The 16,275-nt window shown below is 69.1% G+C and carries 14 protein-coding genes; 5 read left to right on the forward strand and 9 right to left on the reverse strand.

The features are described 5' to 3' along the window. The first annotated feature begins 7 nt into the window (after nt 1-7). From QK444_RS07555 to QK444_RS07565, 3 genes are all read left to right on the forward strand, one after another. Nucleotides 8-1,204, forward strand: coding sequence for a peptide synthetase (locus tag QK444_RS07555; protein WP_282778419.1), 1,197 nt, complete (start codon nt 8-10; stop codon nt 1,202-1,204). After that, nucleotides 1,201-3,342 carry an MMPL family transporter gene (locus tag QK444_RS07560; protein WP_282778421.1) on the forward strand — a complete coding sequence of 714 codons (2,142 nt, stop codon included), beginning with the start codon at nt 1,201-1,203 and terminating at the stop codon, nt 3,340-3,342. The genes QK444_RS07555 and QK444_RS07560 overlap by 4 nt, the downstream gene beginning before the upstream one ends. A gap of 127 nt (nt 3,343-3,469) precedes the next feature. Beyond that, complete coding sequence (locus tag QK444_RS07565; protein ID WP_282778423.1) at nt 3,470-3,688, forward strand: hypothetical protein; 219 nt, start codon at nt 3,470-3,472, stop codon at nt 3,686-3,688. Nucleotides 3,689-3,701: 13 nt separating this feature from the next. On the opposite strand, the gene rsmI is transcribed toward QK444_RS07565, so the two are convergent. Next, nucleotides 3,702-4,547: a 16S rRNA (cytidine(1402)-2'-O)-methyltransferase gene (rsmI, locus tag QK444_RS07570; RefSeq protein WP_282778442.1), complete on the reverse strand. Its 846-nt coding sequence runs from the start codon at nt 4,545-4,547 to the stop codon at nt 3,702-3,704. Nucleotides 4,548-5,255: 708 nt separating this feature from the next. Between rsmI and QK444_RS07575 the strand changes: the two genes are divergently transcribed. Beyond that, nucleotides 5,256-6,863: a phospholipid carrier-dependent glycosyltransferase gene (locus QK444_RS07575; RefSeq protein WP_282778425.1), complete on the forward strand. Its 1,608-nt coding sequence runs from the start codon at nt 5,256-5,258 to the stop codon at nt 6,861-6,863. A 7-nt stretch (nt 6,864-6,870) separates the two neighbouring features. On the opposite strand, the gene QK444_RS07580 is transcribed toward QK444_RS07575, so the two are convergent. Both QK444_RS07580 and arcA read right to left on the reverse strand, forming a co-directional pair. Further along, complete coding sequence (locus tag QK444_RS07580) at nt 6,871-7,242, reverse strand: GntR family transcriptional regulator (protein WP_282778427.1); 372 nt, start codon at nt 7,240-7,242, stop codon at nt 6,871-6,873. A 7-nt stretch (nt 7,243-7,249) separates the two neighbouring features. After that, complete coding sequence (gene arcA / locus QK444_RS07585; protein WP_282778429.1) at nt 7,250-8,479, reverse strand: arginine deiminase; 1,230 nt, start codon at nt 8,477-8,479, stop codon at nt 7,250-7,252. Nucleotides 8,480-8,775: 296 nt separating this feature from the next. Here arcA and soxR point away from each other — a divergent pair, with 296 nt between their 5' ends. After that, a complete protein-coding gene (soxR, locus tag QK444_RS07590) occupies nt 8,776-9,291 on the forward strand; it encodes a redox-sensitive transcriptional activator SoxR (RefSeq protein ID WP_282778431.1) in 516 nt (171 codons plus the stop codon). On the opposite strand, the gene QK444_RS07595 is transcribed toward soxR, so the two are convergent. The 6 genes from QK444_RS07595 to QK444_RS07620 form a co-directional block, all read right to left on the reverse strand. Continuing rightward, a complete protein-coding gene (locus QK444_RS07595) occupies nt 9,245-10,114 on the reverse strand; it encodes an SDR family oxidoreductase (RefSeq protein ID WP_282778433.1) in 870 nt (289 codons plus the stop codon). The two genes, soxR and QK444_RS07595, sit on opposite strands and share 47 nt — an antisense overlap. Nucleotides 10,115-10,255: 141 nt before the next feature. Then, on the reverse strand, nt 10,256-12,064 hold the full coding sequence (locus QK444_RS07600; RefSeq protein WP_282778444.1) for a sensor domain-containing phosphodiesterase: 1,809 nt from the start codon (nt 12,062-12,064) through the stop codon (nt 10,256-10,258). A 67-nt stretch (nt 12,065-12,131) separates the two neighbouring features. Beyond that, nucleotides 12,132-14,282 (reverse strand): Rv1355c family protein, encoded by a 2,151-nt coding sequence (locus QK444_RS07605; protein WP_282778435.1) that lies wholly within the window; start codon nt 14,280-14,282, stop codon nt 12,132-12,134. Beyond that, nucleotides 14,279-14,899 (reverse strand): hypothetical protein, encoded by a 621-nt coding sequence (locus tag QK444_RS07610; protein ID WP_282778437.1) that lies wholly within the window; start codon nt 14,897-14,899, stop codon nt 14,279-14,281. Before QK444_RS07610 ends, QK444_RS07605 begins: the two co-directional genes overlap by 4 nt. Nucleotides 14,900-15,286: 387 nt before the next feature. Further along, nucleotides 15,287-15,721: an effector binding domain-containing protein gene (locus QK444_RS07615; RefSeq protein ID WP_029931206.1), complete on the reverse strand. Its 435-nt coding sequence runs from the start codon at nt 15,719-15,721 to the stop codon at nt 15,287-15,289. Then, on the reverse strand, nt 15,718-16,161 hold the full coding sequence (locus tag QK444_RS07620) for a GyrI-like domain-containing protein (protein WP_282778440.1): 444 nt from the start codon (nt 16,159-16,161) through the stop codon (nt 15,718-15,720). Before QK444_RS07620 ends, QK444_RS07615 begins: the two co-directional genes overlap by 4 nt. Nucleotides 16,162-16,275 lie beyond the last annotated feature (114 nt).

The raw sequence follows: 16,275 nt of genomic DNA on the forward strand, positions 1-16,275 counted from the left end.
GCAGGCCATGAGCAACGACACCGGTTTCCGACGACCTATCTCCCCCACCGAGCTCATCTACTTCCCGATGCGGGATCTGGCTCCGCCGTTCCTCATGCAGCTGGCGATCGAGGGCACCGGCACCCTCGACGCCGACGAGCTGCGGCGTGCGGTGGCCACGGCGGCGCAGGCCAATCCGGGCGCGCGGCTGGTGCGCGACGGGAAGTACTGGGTGGACAGCGGCATCGCGCCCGCGGTGCGGGTGGTCGACCACGCGCTGCGGTTCCCGGAGCTGGAGGCGGATCCGGTGCTCACCAGCCCGATCGGCCCCACACCGGAATCGACGGTGGAGGTGCTGCTGCTGACGGCCGCGCCGACCACCGTCGTGTTCCGGGTGTTCCACGGGGTGATGGACGGCATGGGCATGATCATGTTCGTCACCGATGTGCTGCGGGTGCTGCGCGGGCAGGAGCCGGTGGGCGCGGCCGATCCCATCGCCGACGCCGAACTGGTGCGCAAGGTCGGCGCGCCGGGGCGGCCGACGCTCATGAACCCGAGCTTCCGCTCGGCGGTCGGTCACGGGCGGCAGGAGCCGGGTGAGCCTCGGCATCTGCTGCGCTGCCGCACCATCAACGCCACCGGACCGCGCGCGCTGGAGCGGGTCGCCGCCATCCTCACCGAGTGGGGTGGGCCGCGCTCGCGCATCATGATTCCGGTCGATCTGCGCCGCCACGATCCGGAATTGCGCTCCACCGCGAATCTCGCGCTGCCGCTGTTCCTCGATGTGCGCGGCGTCGCCACGGTGGCACAGCTCAACGAGATGAAGAAGGCCGGACTGCGCGAGGGCCGCGAGCTCAATCAGATGGACAACAGCGGGCTCACCACACTGCCGCCCGCCGTAGGACGTTCGCTGCTGCGGACGCTGAACTTCGTCGGCTCCCGGTGGGGCTACAACCTCGCCTCGGCCACCGTCTCCCATATGGGACGCTACGACTTCGACGAACTCGCGGTGCCCGGCTTCCGTCCGACCGCCGTGCGGGTGCTGCCGCAGCACAGCGTGGCCATGCCGCTGCTGTTCGGCATGACCGAGGGCGACGGGCGCACCGAGCTGTCCGTGTCGGCGCGCAGCGGGCGCGGCATTCCCGAGCGTCTCGAAGCGCTGCTGGACAAGATCGTCCACACCCTGGAGAGCGAGTTCGCGCAGACGGATTCGGCGGCGTCATGACGCGGTGGGCGCGGGTGGTGGTGGCCCGGCCGCGACTGGTGCTGGCGGCCGCCGTGCTGTTCGCGCTGCTGTCCGGGGTCTTCGCCGCTGGACTGGCGGAGAAGGTCAGCGCGGCCGGATTCGCGGACCCCGGCAGTGAGTCCACCGCGGTGGACGGCTGGGTGACGGAACGGTTCGGCCCGCAGAATCCCGACATCATCGCCATCTACACCGCGCCCGACGGGCAGACGCTCGACGACATCGGCCCCAGCGTCGCGCGCGCCGTCCAGCGCATCGACCCGGCGCTGCTCGACCGGCCCGTCGAAACCTATTGGAACAGTGCGCGACAGCAATTCCTGCGCTCACCCGACGGACGGCAGGCGCTGGCCGTGGTGTTCGCCGCCGGGGACGACAACCGGCGGATCGCGGTGTACCCGGAGATCGCGGCCGACCTCGAGGTGCCGGGCATCCGCACCCAGTTGACCGGGTACAGCGCGCTGGCCGACGAGATCGGCCAGCAGTCGCGGCGCGATCTCATCGTGGCGGAGGCGATTTCGATCCCGCTCACGGCCGTGGTGCTGGTGCTGGTGTTCGGCGGCATCGTGGCGGCGCTGCTGCCGGTGGCGGTGGGCACGCTGGCCGTGATCGGGGCGCTGGGCGCGGTCGGGCTCATCGCCCACGTCACCGAGGTCAGCGTGTTCGCCATGAACGTGGTGTCGCTGCTGGGGCTCGGATTGGCCATCGACTACGGGCTTTTCGTGGTCGGGCGGTTCCGGGAGGAACTCGGGCAGGGCCGCACCGTGGACGAGGCGGTGACGCGGGCGCTGCTCACCGCCGGGCGCACCGTCACCTTCTCGGCGCTGCTGCTCATGTGCGCCTTCGCGGGCACCTTCGTGTTTCCGCAGGCGGTGCTGCGGTCGCTGGGCGTCGGGGCCATCGCCGCGGTGGCGCTGGCGGCGTTGCTGTCGATCAGCGCGCTGCCCGCCGCGCTCATGCTGCTCGGACCCCGGATCCGCAAGTGGAGTTGGCGGGCGGACGCCTACGAGCACGCCGAGCAACGCGCGCAACGGTTCTGGGGCCGCGTGGTCACCGCGGTCATGCGGCGGCCCGGCACGGTCGCCATCGCCGTGGGCGGACTGCTGCTGGTGCTCGCCGCACCGCTGACCGGCGTGCGGTTGGGCGATATCGACCACACAGCGCTGCCGCCCGGCAACGAGAAGCGCGCCGCCGTCGAGGAATTGAGTGCGAACTTCCCCGCCGCGAACAGTGGCGCCACCGTCCTGCTCACCCGTGCCGACGGAACCGCGCCCGCGAGTGCCGACATCTCGGCGGGCCTGCGTGAGATCGGGGCGGTGCCCGGTGTGCGGCAGGTGCTCTCGCTGGGCACCCGGGACGATACCGCCGTCCTGCACGCGGCGCTGGCCGCGCCCGACCGCTCGCCGGACGCGCAGGAGACCGTGAACGACATTCGGGCACTGCGCCTCGACGGTGTGCGGCTGCGGGTCGGCGGGGCGAGCGCCGCCACCGTGGACAGCGTCACCGGCGTCGTGGACGCCATGCCGCTGATGCTCGTGGTCATGGTCGCCGCCACCCTGCTGGTGCTGCTGCTGGCCTTCCGCTCGGTGGTGCTCCCGCTCAAGGCCGTCCTCATGGCCTTCCTCAGCCTCGCCGCCACCTTCGGCATCCTGACCTGGATCTTCGACCAGGGGCATCTGGCGGATGCGCTCGGCATCAGCCCCGGCCCGCTGTCCGGCGGGATGGTGGTGCTCATCATCGCCGTGGTCTTCGGCCTGTCCACCGACTACGAGGTGTTCCTGCTCTCCCGCATGAAGGAGGCGCACGACGCCGGAGCCGACACCACGGCGGCCGTCCGCACCGGCACCGTGCGGACCGCGCGCGTGATCACCGCCGCCGCGACCCTGCTCGTCCTCATCACCGGCGCGTTCACCATCTCCCCGCTGACCCCCATGCGCTTCCTCGGCCTCGGCATGGTCATCGCCCTGCTCATCGACGCCACCCTGGTCCGCATGCTCCTGGTCCCCGCCCTGGTGAAACTCATGGGCGAGGCCAACTGGTGGCTGCCCGGCCGCCGCGCCGCGCAGCCGCCGGAACCGGTCACCGCCGACTCCCCGGAAACGAAGGTTCCGGCGAGGGGATAGCGCGGAGCCGACGACGCTGCACCGCGCGGCTGCCCGGGATGGGCTCGAGGACGCGACAGCGGAGCCCGGCATCTCCGCGCCAGCGGGGCGGAAACCGCTGGTCACCGTGGCCGCGCCCAGGTAGCGTGTGCTCACCGGACATCAGGAAGGACTGCCGATCAGCCGACGACGCTACGTACCGCGCGGGGTGACCGGGGGTTATCGCATCTGGGACAACAAGATTCGCCGCTGGTGGGGTGAAGTGTACGAGCTGTGCCCGGACGCACTGGTCGCGGAACTGAATGGGGCGCACCGGCCGGAACGGATCACCGCCCTCACGCGGGAGGCACGCAGGTACCGGCGGTAGGCGTAGAACAGACCTATTCGGCCGAACGGGCGGCCAGTACGGCGTCGTAGAGTTCCTTGCGGGACGCGCCCGTGGTGGCGGCTACCTCGGCGCAGGCGTCCTTGAGTCGCAGTCCCTTGGCTGCCAGGCCCTCGACGCGCTCGACCAGGTCTTCGGGGGCGGCCGAAACCGGTTGTGCGCCTTCCAGAACGACGGTGATCTCGCCGCGCGCGCCGTCGACGGCCCAGGCGGCCAGTTCGGCCAGGGTGCCGCGGACGACCTCCTCGTAGGTTTTGGTGAGTTCGCGGCATACGGCCGCGCGGCGCTGGGGCCCAAGGATTTCCACCGCGTCGGCCAGGCAGTCGGCCAGGCGGTGCGGGGCTTCGAAGAACACGCAGGCGCGGGGTTCGGCGGCCAGTGTGCGCAGCCATTCCTTGCGCTGGCCGGATTTGCGCGGCGGGAAACCGTCGAAGCAGAACCGCTCGACCGGCAGGCCGGACAGGGCCAGGGCGGTGGTCACGGCCGACGGGCCGGGCAGGCAGGTGATGGGAAGCTCGCGCTCGACGCAGGCGGCGACCATGCGGTAGCCGGGGTCGCTGACCGACGGCATACCCGCGTCGGTGACCAGCAGCACCGTGCGACCGGACTCGATCTCCGCCAGCAGCATGGGAATCCGGGCGGTCTCGACGTGATCGTAGAAACTCACCACCCGCCCCGTGATCTCGATTCCGAGCGCCTTGGCCAGCGACCGCGTGCGCCGGGTGTCCTCCGCCGCGACGATATCGGCCGCGCCCAGCGCATCCCGCAACCGCTTCGAGGCGTCACCGACATCCCCCATCGGCGTAGCGGCCAGCACCAGCCGCCCCGACGCCTCACCCATATCGCTCACCGCTCCTCGTCATCGTCTCGAAAGCCGCGTACAACCACCCGCGACGCTCGCTCGCCGGGTACGACGCAGGAGCCACGCGGCCCGAACGACAGACCGCGGCGGCTCCGGCAGCGACACGGCCGAATGCGCCCGTCCGCCGCGCCCAGCATACGGACGCCGCCGAAGCCGACACACCCGCATCGTGCGGCGGGGGTCGCGACCCGCGCACTCTCGCCACCGGTGCGCGACATCCTCGACTACCGGCATGCACCCGCCGCTCCTACGGCACCCCGATCCTCGGTGCCCCGGCGCTGCCGCACCCCGGCCCCCGCTTTCCCAGACCTCGGTCGCGCGGTATCCGGGCACCCCGAGACACACTCGCGCGCTGGGGCGCTCAGGCCGAAGGCTCCCACCCGAACTCACCGGTCTCGCCCAGCGTTCGTTTCGCCACGGTCTTCCCGCACACCGGTCCCCGCACCTCAGCCGGTCGGCTCCCCGGCATCCCCGCATGGGTGCCCCGCTCGCTCCCCGCCCCGAGCCTTCGAACGCACCGGACATACAGGCAGCCACAAGCTCGGGTACCCGCCGCGCACGAGCCAGCAACGGCTGCTTACGCGATCCCGGCGTCCACACACGAGCGCGCTGCATGCTCAGGCCGGAGGCTCGCGCCCGAACTCACCGGCCGCGCCCCGCCACCGGCGCACCGCATACCATCGGGTCGTGACCCAGGTGACCGATACTCGACCGTCCGCCCCGGACAATGGGGTGGCGATGTCCAGCCCGGCACCGCTCACACCGTCGCTGGAGATCGGGCCCACCGATCGGGTGCGCGGGTGGGTGGTCACGCTCGTGCTCACCGCCATCGCGGGGTTCACCCGGTTCCTCATGCTGGGGTATCCGACCGACGGCAAGACGCCGGTCTTCGACGAGAAGCATTACGCGCCGCAGGGCTGGCAGGTGCTGACCAATGGCGGAGTCGAGGACAATCCCGGCTACGGCCTGGTGGTGCATCCGCCGGTGGGCAAGCAGATGATCGCCATCGGCGAGGCGATCTTCGGTTACAACGGCTGGGGGTGGCGGTTCACGGCCGCCGTCTGCGGCACCGTGCTGGTGCTGCTGGTGATCCGCATCGTGCGGCGGATGACGCGTTCCACGCTGGTGGGCGCGTTCGCGGGCATTCTGCTGATCGCCGACGGGGTCACCTTCGTGTCCTCGCGCATCGGCATGCTGGACATCTTCCAGGCGCTGTTCGTGGTCGCCGCGTTCGGCTGTCTGATCGTGGATCGCGACGAGATGCGCGCCCGCATGGCCAGGGTGGACCGGGAGGGCCGGATCGGGGACAGCCCGTACGGTCCCCGCTTCGGGGTGCGCTGGTGGCGGTTCGGCGCGGGCGTGCTGCTCGGCCTGGCCTGCGGAACCAAATGGTCGGGACTGTACTTCGTGGCGGCCTTCACCCTGCTCAGCCTGGCCTTCGACCTCGCCGCCCGGCGCGGCTACCGGGTACGCCTGCCCTGGCAGGGCACCGCCGTGCGCGATCTCGTCCCCACCGCCTACGCCCTGGTGGTCGTCCCGGTGCTGGTCTACCTCGCCACCTGGTGGGCCTGGTTCGGCGGCGAGACGACCTACGACCGCTGGGTGGTCGGCAGTCCCAAACTCGGCAGCGACGGCCTGTTCTCCTGGGTGCCCGACGCGCTGCGCTCACTCTGGTTCTATTCGGCGGAGGTGCTGCGCTTCCACGAGGGTCTCACCAACTCGGCGGGCAATCACCATCCGTGGGAATCGAAGCCGTGGACCTGGCCGATGGGCCTGCGCCCGATGCTCTACTACTACGCCGACTCCGGCGTCACCGGCTGCGGCAGCTCGCAGTGCGTGAAGGCGATCATGCTGATCGGCACGCCCGCCCTGTGGTGGGTGGCGCTGCCCGTGCTGGGCTGGGCGCTGTGGCGGACGCTGGTGCGGCGCGACTGGCGGTACGCGGCGGTGCTGGTGGGCTACGGCGCGGGCCTGCTGCCCTGGTTCCTGTCGCTGGACCGGCAGATGTACTTCTTCTACGCGGTGCCGCTGGCCCCGTTCCTGGCCATGGCCGTGGCCCTGGTGCTCGGTGACATCCTCGGGCACGCCGCGCCGAGCGGGCGGCGACTATCGGGCGTGCCGGAGTGGCAGCGGTTCTTGCCGACCAGTGAACGGCAGGGGTTGGGGCTGCTCATCGTGTGCCTGTATCTGGCGCTGGTGATCGCGAACTTCATCTGGCTGTGGCCGATTCTCACCGCGTACCCGATCACGATCGGCAACTGGCACGATCACCTGTGGCTGCCGAGCTGGCGGTAGCGCCCGGTCAACCGGGGTCGGATTCCCCCAGCGCGGCCCGCAGATAGCGCACCGCCGCCTCGTCGTCCAGGCCGAGGCGGCGGATGACGCCCACGTACTCGGTGGCGGCGCGGCCCGCGGTATCACTGGTCGGGTCGCCCGAGGAGGCGATGAAAGAGCCCAGCCTGCCCCTGGTTTCGAGCACACCGTCCTGTTCCAGCTCCCGATAGGCCCGCGCCACCGTGTTCGGGGCCAGCCGCAACTGGGCGGCCAGCGCGCGCACGGTGGGGATCTTGGTCCCGGCGGCCAGCTCACCGGATCGCACCCGGGCGATGACGCCCTGCCGCAGCTGTTCGTAGGGCGGCACCGTCGAGTGGTGGTCGACCGGGATGTCCAGCATGGTCTTCTCACACCTCCTCACGCGACAGCGGACAGGACAGGCAGCGCGGGCCGCCGCGACCGGAACCCAGTTCCGACCCCGGAATCTGCAATACCTCGATGCCCGCGTCCGCGAGCCGCGCGTTGGTCATCTCATTGCGCTCGTAGGCGACGACGACACCGGGCGCGAGCGCGAGCGTGTTGTTGCCGTCGTCCCACTGTTCGCGTTCGGCGGTGACACCGTCCAGACCGGTGTCCACGACCCGCAGTTTGCCGATTCCCATGGCGTCGGCCGCCACCCGCAGGAAGGGGTCGGGGCCGCCGATGCTCACACCGCCGCCGTCGGTCTTGCGAATGGCGAAGGCGCACAGGGAGTCCTGCACCGCCGGGTACATCACCACCGCGTCCACGTCGACCATGGTGCACACCGTGTCCAGATGCATCGTGGCACGAGTCTGCGCGATCGGCACCACGAGCACGGTATGGGCGAGGTCGTCCTCGAAGAGGCTGCGCGCCAGGGCTTCCGCGCCCGCCGGGGAGGTGCGCTCCCCCACCCCGACCGCCACCACGCCGGGTGACAGCAGCAGCACGTCGCCGCCTTCGATGGGGGCGGTGTGCGATTCGTAGGCGCGGCGCACGTGCAGGAAGCGCGGGTGGAAGGCGTAGATGAGGTCGGTGAGCGAGGTCTCCCGCACCCGTGCGGGCATGGCGAGCGAGGTGATGGCGAAGCGGCGGCCCACCCAGAACGAGGAATCGCGGGTGAACAGCAGGTTCGGCAGCGGGTCGATGACGAAGTCGTGGCCGTGGTGCATGCGCCGCACCAGCGAGGTGGCGTCCGGCCCGAACGGCAGTTCGTCGAAAGTCATTCCGGCCATGAGGATCTGGGCCAGCTCGGGCGCGGGCACGGTGCGCAGGTGGGCGGCCAGTTCGTCGGCGAGCACATGGCCGAGCCGCCGCGCGTCCACCGCACCGGAGATGCCCTGTATCCGCGCCGCCCCGCTCACCCGCAAGGTCTCGGTGAGCAGGTCGGCCAGCAGCAGCACCTCCACCCCGCGCCCGCGCAGGACGTCGGCGAAGGCGTCGTGCTCCTGTTGCGCCCGTTCCACCCACGGGATGGCGTCGAAGAGCAGCTGGTCGTTGTTGCGCGGCGTCAATCGCCGCAACTCGTCGCCCGGCCGATGCAGGAGCACCGTGCGCAGCGCGCCGACCTCGGAGGTCACGGAAAACGGTCGCGCGGCGGGCGCAGCCTCAGTTCCCATGACACGACGGTAGTTCGCATTCGCGCCGAAGGCAGGGAATTGGAGGTCGCACAGGGCTCGCGCCGCCGCACGCTGGACCGTCCGCGCCCGCTCGCACCACCGCCGCACGCCGGCTTCGACCCGCCCGCAAGCCGAGCCCGCGGCAGCCGCACCGAGCCGCGAGAAGCAGAGCCCACCAGCCGCATCGCACGCGAGCACACGGTGCGGCACCGCGGACAACAGCCGCATCGCATCCAGAGCACGGGTGCCGCGCGGCCCGCGCGAGAGCGCCGGTCAACCTCGAGTACTGTTCAGGTATGCAACACGCGTCATGGCAGGCGAAGGAACTGACGCCCGGACAACTCTCCGAACGCAGCGGCGTGGCGGTCTCCGCCCTGCACTTCTACGAGCGCGAGGGCCTGCTGCACAGCCGTCGGACCAGCGGCAATCAGCGCCGCTACCCGCGTGAGACGCTGCGCCGCGTGGCCTTCATCCGCATCTCCCAGCAAGTGGGCATCCCACTGGCGGAGATCCGCAAGGCGCTGGACAACCTGCCCGACGGCCGCACCCCGACACGCCGGGACTGGGAGACGCTGTCCACGGCGTGGCGCGCCGACCTGGACGACCGCATCGCACAGTTGATCGCGCTGCGCGACAATCTCACCGGCTGCATCGGCTGCGGCTGCCTGTCACTGGGCACCTGCAAGATCGTCAATGCCCACGATCACCTGGGCGACGAGGGGCCCGGTGCCCGCGTCCTCGACATCCACGCCGCGGACACCTGTGTCAAACCTGATCCGGAGTGCGCTCCGGCTTCGGCAGAAAGGTCGTGAACAGGTCGTTGGCCCGACGCATGACGAACTCGTAGGGCCAGGCGAACTTCCGCGCCCACCAGTAGCCGAAGCGGATGTCGAACTGGGTGTGCACCAGGTAGGTGCCCTTCTCCACCGCCCGCACCATGATGTCGGCCACCTGCTCGGGCTGCTTGGCGTGCCGCCGGAACCGCTTGATCCACGCCTGGATTCGCGGATCGTCGCGATCCGCGCCGACAATGTCCACGGTGTGCACCAGGGGTGTGTCCACCGCGCCCGGCACCACCAGGTGCACCGCGATGCCGTGGCGCTCCAGATCGAACCGCAGCACCTCCGACACCCCGCGCAGCCCGAACTTGCTGGCGCTGTAGGCGGCGTGCCACGGGAAGGCCAGCAGTCCGGCCGCCGAGGACACGTTCACCAGCGCGCCCCCGCGTCCGGCCGCGACCATGGGGGGCACGAAGTTCTCGATCACGTGGATGGGTCCCATGAGGTTCACGTCCACCATGCGCTTCCAGTGCCGATGCTCCAGGTTCTCCACGGTGCCCCAGGTGGATACGCCCGCGATGTTCATGACCACGTCGACGGAGCCGAGTTGCTCGTGCACCTGTTCGGCCCACTCGGTCACGGCCTCGTAGTCGCTGACATCCAGCGCGCGCGAGTTCTCGACCACCCCACCTTCGGCGCGCACCCGCTCCACGACCTCGGCGAGGCCCTGCTCGTTCACGTCGGTGAGAACCAGCCGCGCCCCCTTCCGCGCCGCCGCCAGAGCGGTGGCCCGGCCGATACCGCTCGCCGCGCCGGTAATCACAGTCTTCTTGCCGCTGAGCTTACGACCACGCACGCTGATCCATCCCTCGAAGTTGACAGCCCTGTCGCAGGGGCACGCTACCCGCGAACAGAGTTGTTCGCCATTGGAAAGTCCCATGACAACGCCCCTATTTTCGGGGTCGGACCACATTCAACAACCGGTCGGCCGTCCAGGTCACGAGCGAGGAACGGACCCCGGCAGATCGAGATCCAGGGCGATCCGCCCGGCCGCCAGATGCGCCTGGACCTCCTCGGCGGGCATGGGCCGGGCAATGAGGAAGCCCTGCGCCCGATAGCAGCCGAGCGCCACCAGCGTGCGCGCCGCCACGGTCGTCTCCACACCCTCGCCCACCACCCCGAGACCGAACGAACCCGCAAGCCCCACAATCGATTTCACGATCGCCAGATCATCGGCGCTGGCTCCCAGCCGCTGCACGAAGCCCCGGTCGATCTTCACCGCGTCCACCGGCAGCGCCTTCAGATGCGAGAGCGAGGAGTAGCCGGTGCCGAAATCGTCGATGGCGATCTGCACGCCCATCCGCTTGAGCCCGCGCAGGGTCACCTGGGTGCGCGCGAGATCTTGCACCACAACATGTTCGGTGATCTCCAGGCAGACCGACGAGCCGTCGATGCCGAAGCGCCGCAGAATATCCTCCATGGTCTCGACGAAATCGAGACTCACCAGCTGCACCGGCGACACATTGATGCGAATGACCACATTCGACGCCAGCCCCCGCCGCCGCCACTTCGCGAACTGTTCACAGGCCGAGCGAATCACCCAGCGCCCCAACTCACCCGCGAGGTTGGTGGCCTCCGCGACCCCCACGAACGCCCCCGGCGGTAGCAGCCCTCGGGTCGGATGCTGCCAGCGCACCAGCGCCTCCAGCGCCACCACCCGCCCGGTCCGCAGATCCACCTCGGGCTGATAGTGCAGCAGCAACGACCCGTCCGCCACCGCCCCGCGCAGATTCAATTCCACATCGTCCTGGAGTTCGAACTGCGCCCGCATGGCGTCGGTGAACACCGCGACCCCATTGCCCCCGCTGGACTTCGCCGACAACAGCGCGTGATCGGCCCGCCGCAGCACATCCGCCACCGTGGTCTCCCCCGGAATCCCCACGGCCACACCAACACTCGCTCCCCGACTCACCGACTCCCCACCCACGGTGACTCGCCGCCCGATGAGCTGCCGAATCCGCGCCGCCTCACTCTCCGCCGCCACCGCGTCCATCGGCTTGGCCGGCACGATCACGAACTCGTCACCCCCGAGCCGCGCGATCATATCCGCCGGATCCAGATTCTCACGTAGTCGTGCCGACAGCGTCCGAATGAAGTTGTCCCCCGCCGTATGCCCGAGAAAGTCGTTGAGCGCCTTCAACCGATCCAGATCGAGGAAGAACGCCGCCACCGGCCCCAGATTCCCGGGCCGCAACCGCTCCTCCATATGCTCGAGCAGCGCCCGGCGGTTCGCCAGGCCGGTGAGGTCGTCGTGCATGGCGATGTAGCGGAGGCGTTCCTCGGCCTCGACCCGCGCCTGCAACTGGGCGAACAGCGCGGCGATGGCCTTGAGGACGTTGATCTCCCGCGTACTCCACTCGCGGTCGCCCTCTTTGATGAAGCCCAGCACACCGGTGGGCTCATCGCGCGACACCAGCGGCACGGCCGCCGCGGACACCGCCCCGATTCCCGTGGCCCGCTGAATGAGTCTCTGATAGTCGGCGAACTCCGACGTGGGCCGGATGATCATGGGCTCGGTGGCGTGCTCGAGTCGGAGAAAGAGCGAGGGATTCTCGTCGACGTGCGCGACCTGCAGCGGATCGTCCTCGGCGGAGACCGGGCGGCGCGGCCACTCGGCGATCAACAGTGAGGTCTTGCGTTCCCGATCAGTGTGGCGTAGAAAACTGAAATCGACATCGAAGTGGTCGACCAGCCACGACAGCACCCGCTCGCTCGCCGCCACCAGATTCGTGGCGTCGACCGCCATCAACTCGGAGGCGACCTGGGTCACCAGAGAGTCGAGAGTTCGCCGAGGCACCTTGTCTCCGATCACACTAGCCGCGGGTGTCCGCGCCCGGTACCGGAAGTCGCCTGCTCCGAACCGTGACACCCGCCGCGTAACCGAGGCGGAGCACCATTGCCATCGTTTCGTGCCCAGGCACTCCCAACACCTTCAGGATGCGGCCCTGAAGTGACGTTAGTGTATCGGCGAACTCCGGGGAAACCCTACGCAACTCCTCGGGACGTCGGGCAAAGAGAAACACCGGTGATACCGGTTGCACCGCCAAACCATGCCGCTCGGCCTCGATCCATACCCGCTGGACCGCCTCTCCGGCGCGCGCATAGGCGGCCAGTTCCTCGGGTCGGCTCATCGGCGGTGTCGGGAAGGTCACCGCGGCCACCGCGGAGCTGGAGCGCACCCGGTCGCGGGTGCCGTCGCCCAGCGCGTCCCCGCCCGACCAGGTGCGCAATTGCGCCATGACGTCGGCCCGCCGCGCGATATCGAGTTCGGCCAGTTCGTCGGGGGCGAGATCGAGGGTGCGCAGATCCATGCCGGTGCGTAGGTCGTCGCCGGGCCAGCGCAGTTCGGCGAACATTTCCTCGTGCAGGCGCGGGGTGAGGTAGCGTATCCGCTCCGCGGCCCCGAGAATCTCCGCCGCGGCCTCGATCTCGGCCCGAGCGGTAACCATGCGCAACCTCGCCCCGGCGACCTCGGCCCGGTCCGCCAACGCCTGCGAAACCCCGGGTACCAGCGGTTCACCACTACCGGCCCGACGGTTGGTGTGGCGTCCGAGTAGCGCCGCAAAGTCCTGCGCGAGCAGCGGATCGTGGCCCGCGCCCAGATGGATGACAGCGGTGAGCGGCCCCGGGCCGTCGGTTCGCAATTCGCTCCGCTCGCCCAGCAGGCCCTGGGCCGCGGCCGCCGACCGCGCGTTGTAGAACGCCGCGCCCACGGCCAACGCACTGCCGCGATAGCCGATGTCCATGGTGGATGTGCGTTCCGGCGCCAGCGCGATGGTTATCGCTTCCTCGGTGACGCTCAGCGTCCACGGCTGCGCGTTACCGCCCGAAGGCGCGCGCTGCGCACAGGCCAGCACCGCCGCGACGCCCGATGCCGAGGCCGCTTCCGTATCCGCCGCCTCGACCCAGTTCAGGTCGCCCACCGGCGCCGGTTCGGCGAGTTCGTCCAGGCAGCGTTCCAGGTCGACACGGGTGCGACCGGACGGCAGCTTCTGCCCCAGGGCGATGCGCCGAACCGCCGCGGCGACGGTCGCGCCACCGAGCTGCACCTCGCCGCCGAGCTGCGGCCAACTGTTCAGTGTCCGGCCGATCTCGACCATGCTGGCCGCGAGCTTGTCGGACAGGTTGCGGCCGTCCAGGATGCGAACCACATGCGGGGCCTTCTCGCGCGTGGACAGTCCGCGCAGGTCAGCGGCTCGGATATCGCCGAGCAGACCGTGGAAGGGGCGGCGACCCGGTTCCAGGTCGAAGCGCTCGACATCGAGCAGACCTCGATCGTTGGACTGCATGAGCAGCGGAAGCCGGTGGCGGCGGGCGCCTTCGCGTACCGCCACTTTGACATCGAGGGAGTCGCACTCCTCGACGACGATGGACAGTCCGTCGAGAAAGGTGTCGAGGTTGTCGTCGGTGATCCCCGCCTCGAACACCTCGACGGGTAGGTACGGGTCGAGTTCGGCTATACGCCGGGCGGTGACGACCGCCTTGTTGACGCCGATATCGAGGAGGGTGCCCGGCACGCGATTCAGGTTGGTCAACTCGATGGTGTCGAAATCAGCCAATCTCAGTGCGCCGCAGATTCCTTCGAGCGCGAGCGCGTACGCCACCGAATGACCTACGCTCTGGCCGACGACTCCGATCGTCTGCCCGGCGAAAGCTTCCTGCTCGGCTCGGGTCACATGATTGCGATTGCGGTCGAGTCGTAGTGCTCGCAGCAACTGCGGTCCCGGTAGGGCTACCACCTGGCGACGCCACGGATAGTAAGCCCAGCGGTCCGAATCGGGTCCTTCGGATAATTCCGGGGGGCTTATCAAGGTCGAGAATTCCGTACGCAGCAAATTTCGCGTATCGGTGAATTCGATTGCCGCATCGGCCCGCAATGCCGCGAGCCGAGCAGCATCGTCGGGGTCCAGTTCGTCCAGCAGCAACGGCCGGTAGGCACCGACCGCTCCATGCCCGGTAGTCATGCCTGAGCCAGTCCCTCGTCGTGCAGCCATGGCACCGGAGGCACCCCACCATTGCCCGTGAGCTCGGCCAATTCGGCATCGATGAGCCGGAGCTGCGCATCGGACGCGACAGACCGATAGGTTCGCATATCCCACCACACCGGCACGGTGCGATAGCGGTCGTCGGGATAGGACGTCGCGGGGATCCACCAGGGCACCCGCGCACCGCTGGATTCGTAGCGCGCGAGCGCATGCTCGGGCGAGACTCCGATGCCGTACCGAGCCCCCAGCAGCACCATGGAGTGCACGATGGCGCGGGCCACACCCGACGCCAGCGCCCGCCGGTCGCGCGCCTCGCGCGCGGCCCAACCCGCCTTTGTCTCGATCACGCCGTCGGCGATCTGTTCGGCGACCATCCGACGAAAGGCGGCCTCACCGGGTCGCCCGGCCCAATCCGCGATGGCGTGCACCTCGTCGACATGACGATGCGGGCCCTCGGCGCGGACCCCCGCCACCGCATTGCCGTCGGCATCCAGGGCTACGAAGAACAGCGTGGTGGAGCGACCGTCGATCACCGAGTCGTATTCGAGTGCGGCCTCCGCGCCGTAGTGACGGTAGACACGCAGTGCCCCATCCATGCACCGGCGCCACAGTTCGGGATGCACTCGCGGGGAACCCGCCACGAATGTGCATCCGGACTCCGTGTCACGAAATCGGAGCATGCCTTCACCATGACTCTCAACCGGGACCAGCGCGACTGGATCGACTGCCATATAGTTCCCACTCCGTTGCTGCACTGAACTTCGCGCGTCTGATCGCTCCCGCCCGATACGGTCACGTATCGACCGTGCCTGGCATGGGCACCTAGGGGAGTATCCGCCACGCGCATGGAATTGTCCAGGCGTCTGGCAAATCTCCCGAAACCCTCATGCGCATGCGGAAACTTAGCCCGGTCAGATCATTGCTATCAGTCACAAAATACAACCGAAAGACTGATTGGTTCCGATTTAGTTAACTGACAGCTATCAGATCAGGATGGAGATGAAGAGCTCCACCTCGGCGGTGCCGCGCCAGATCTCGATCTCCTCGCGGTAGGCGCGGGTGATCTCCGCCGACGCCGTCGCATCGTCGACCTGAGCCCAGACGTCCTCGACCGGATCGTGATAGTCGCCGTTGGGCTCGAAGCGGGCGTACACGCCCTTGGGGACCTTGATCAGCACATCGCCGACCGGCACCTCGTGCACGTCGGGGTACTCGTAGGACACCAGCACGTTGTAGTTGCCCGCCGGATCCGGCACGTAGACGGTGGCCAGCGGCGGTTCGAGGCCGTTGCGCTCGCGCAGCCGGTCGCGCAGGAACTCGATGAGCTCACTGTTGCTCACCTTGAAGCTGGGCCGGACCCGCGGCACCACCAGGCCGCCGTAGATCGCGCCGGGGCGCACCACGATCGAATAGCTCATGAGGCTTCGACCGCCAGATACAGGTCGATCTTGTAGGCGTGCGGATAACACTCGAAGTCGCCGGTGTAGGTGCGCTTGATCTGCTTGTGCTCCTCGGCGAACGCGATCTGGGTCCATAGATCGGTCATGATCTGCGGGAAGTTGCCGACCGAGGAGAAGCGCGCGTACGTGCCGCGCGGCAGCCGCGCCACCACATGCCCCCGGGTGACCTCGTCGAACGAACCGCACCGGTAGCCGACGATCTGCGTGTTGTAGGTGCCGAGCTCGGCCGCGAAGTCGGTGTAGGCCGCCGCCAGCGGGCCGCCGAGTTCCTGATGCAGCACCGCCGCCCAGGCCACCTCCAGATCGTGGTCGCGCAGTTCACCGAGCGCGCGTTTCGGACTGCGCACGGGCAGACCGGCAACCCACGTCTCGTCCCGCTCGACGATCTCAAACTGCATGGAAGAAACTCTCTCGAGGTGTGATCGCATGGGCAGGTGCGCAATCCGTATTGCCCGCGTCGGCCAGCATCGACATGCTATCAACCGAGTTAGCCCAGCCTTGGCGACACGACT

Source organism: Nocardia sp. CC201C (assembly GCF_030010695.1).
In the GTDB taxonomy this organism is placed as follows: Bacteria; Actinomycetota; Actinomycetes; order Mycobacteriales; family Mycobacteriaceae; genus Nocardia; species Nocardia otitidiscaviarum.

Excerpts from the sequence above, each read along its gene's own strand:
- QK444_RS07555 (WP_282778419.1), top strand. The coding sequence starts at position 8 with ATGAGCAACGACACCGGTTTCCGACGACCTATCTCCCCCACCGAGCTC.
- QK444_RS07560 (WP_282778421.1), top strand. The coding sequence starts at position 1,201 with ATGACGCGGTGGGCGCGGGTGGTGGTGGCCCGGCCGCGACTGGTGCTG.
- rsmI (WP_282778442.1), bottom strand. The coding sequence starts at position 4,547 with ATGGGTGAGGCGTCGGGGCGGCTGGTGCTGGCCGCTACGCCGATGGGG.
- QK444_RS07580 (WP_282778427.1), bottom strand. The coding sequence starts at position 7,242 with ATGCTGGACATCCCGGTCGACCACCACTCGACGGTGCCGCCCTACGAA.
- arcA (WP_282778429.1), bottom strand. The coding sequence starts at position 8,479 with ATGGGAACTGAGGCTGCGCCCGCCGCGCGACCGTTTTCCGTGACCTCC.
- soxR (WP_282778431.1), top strand. The coding sequence starts at position 8,776 with ATGCAACACGCGTCATGGCAGGCGAAGGAACTGACGCCCGGACAACTC.
- QK444_RS07600 (WP_282778444.1), bottom strand. The coding sequence starts at position 12,064 with ATGGCGGTCGACGCCACGAATCTGGTGGCGGCGAGCGAGCGGGTGCTG.
- QK444_RS07605 (WP_282778435.1), bottom strand. The coding sequence starts at position 14,282 with ATGACTACCGGGCATGGAGCGGTCGGTGCCTACCGGCCGTTGCTGCTG.
- QK444_RS07610 (WP_282778437.1), bottom strand. The coding sequence starts at position 14,899 with ATGGATGGGGCACTGCGTGTCTACCGTCACTACGGCGCGGAGGCCGCA.
- QK444_RS07615 (WP_029931206.1), bottom strand. The coding sequence starts at position 15,721 with ATGAGCTATTCGATCGTGGTGCGCCCCGGCGCGATCTACGGCGGCCTG.
- QK444_RS07620 (WP_282778440.1), bottom strand. The coding sequence starts at position 16,161 with ATGCAGTTTGAGATCGTCGAGCGGGACGAGACGTGGGTTGCCGGTCTG.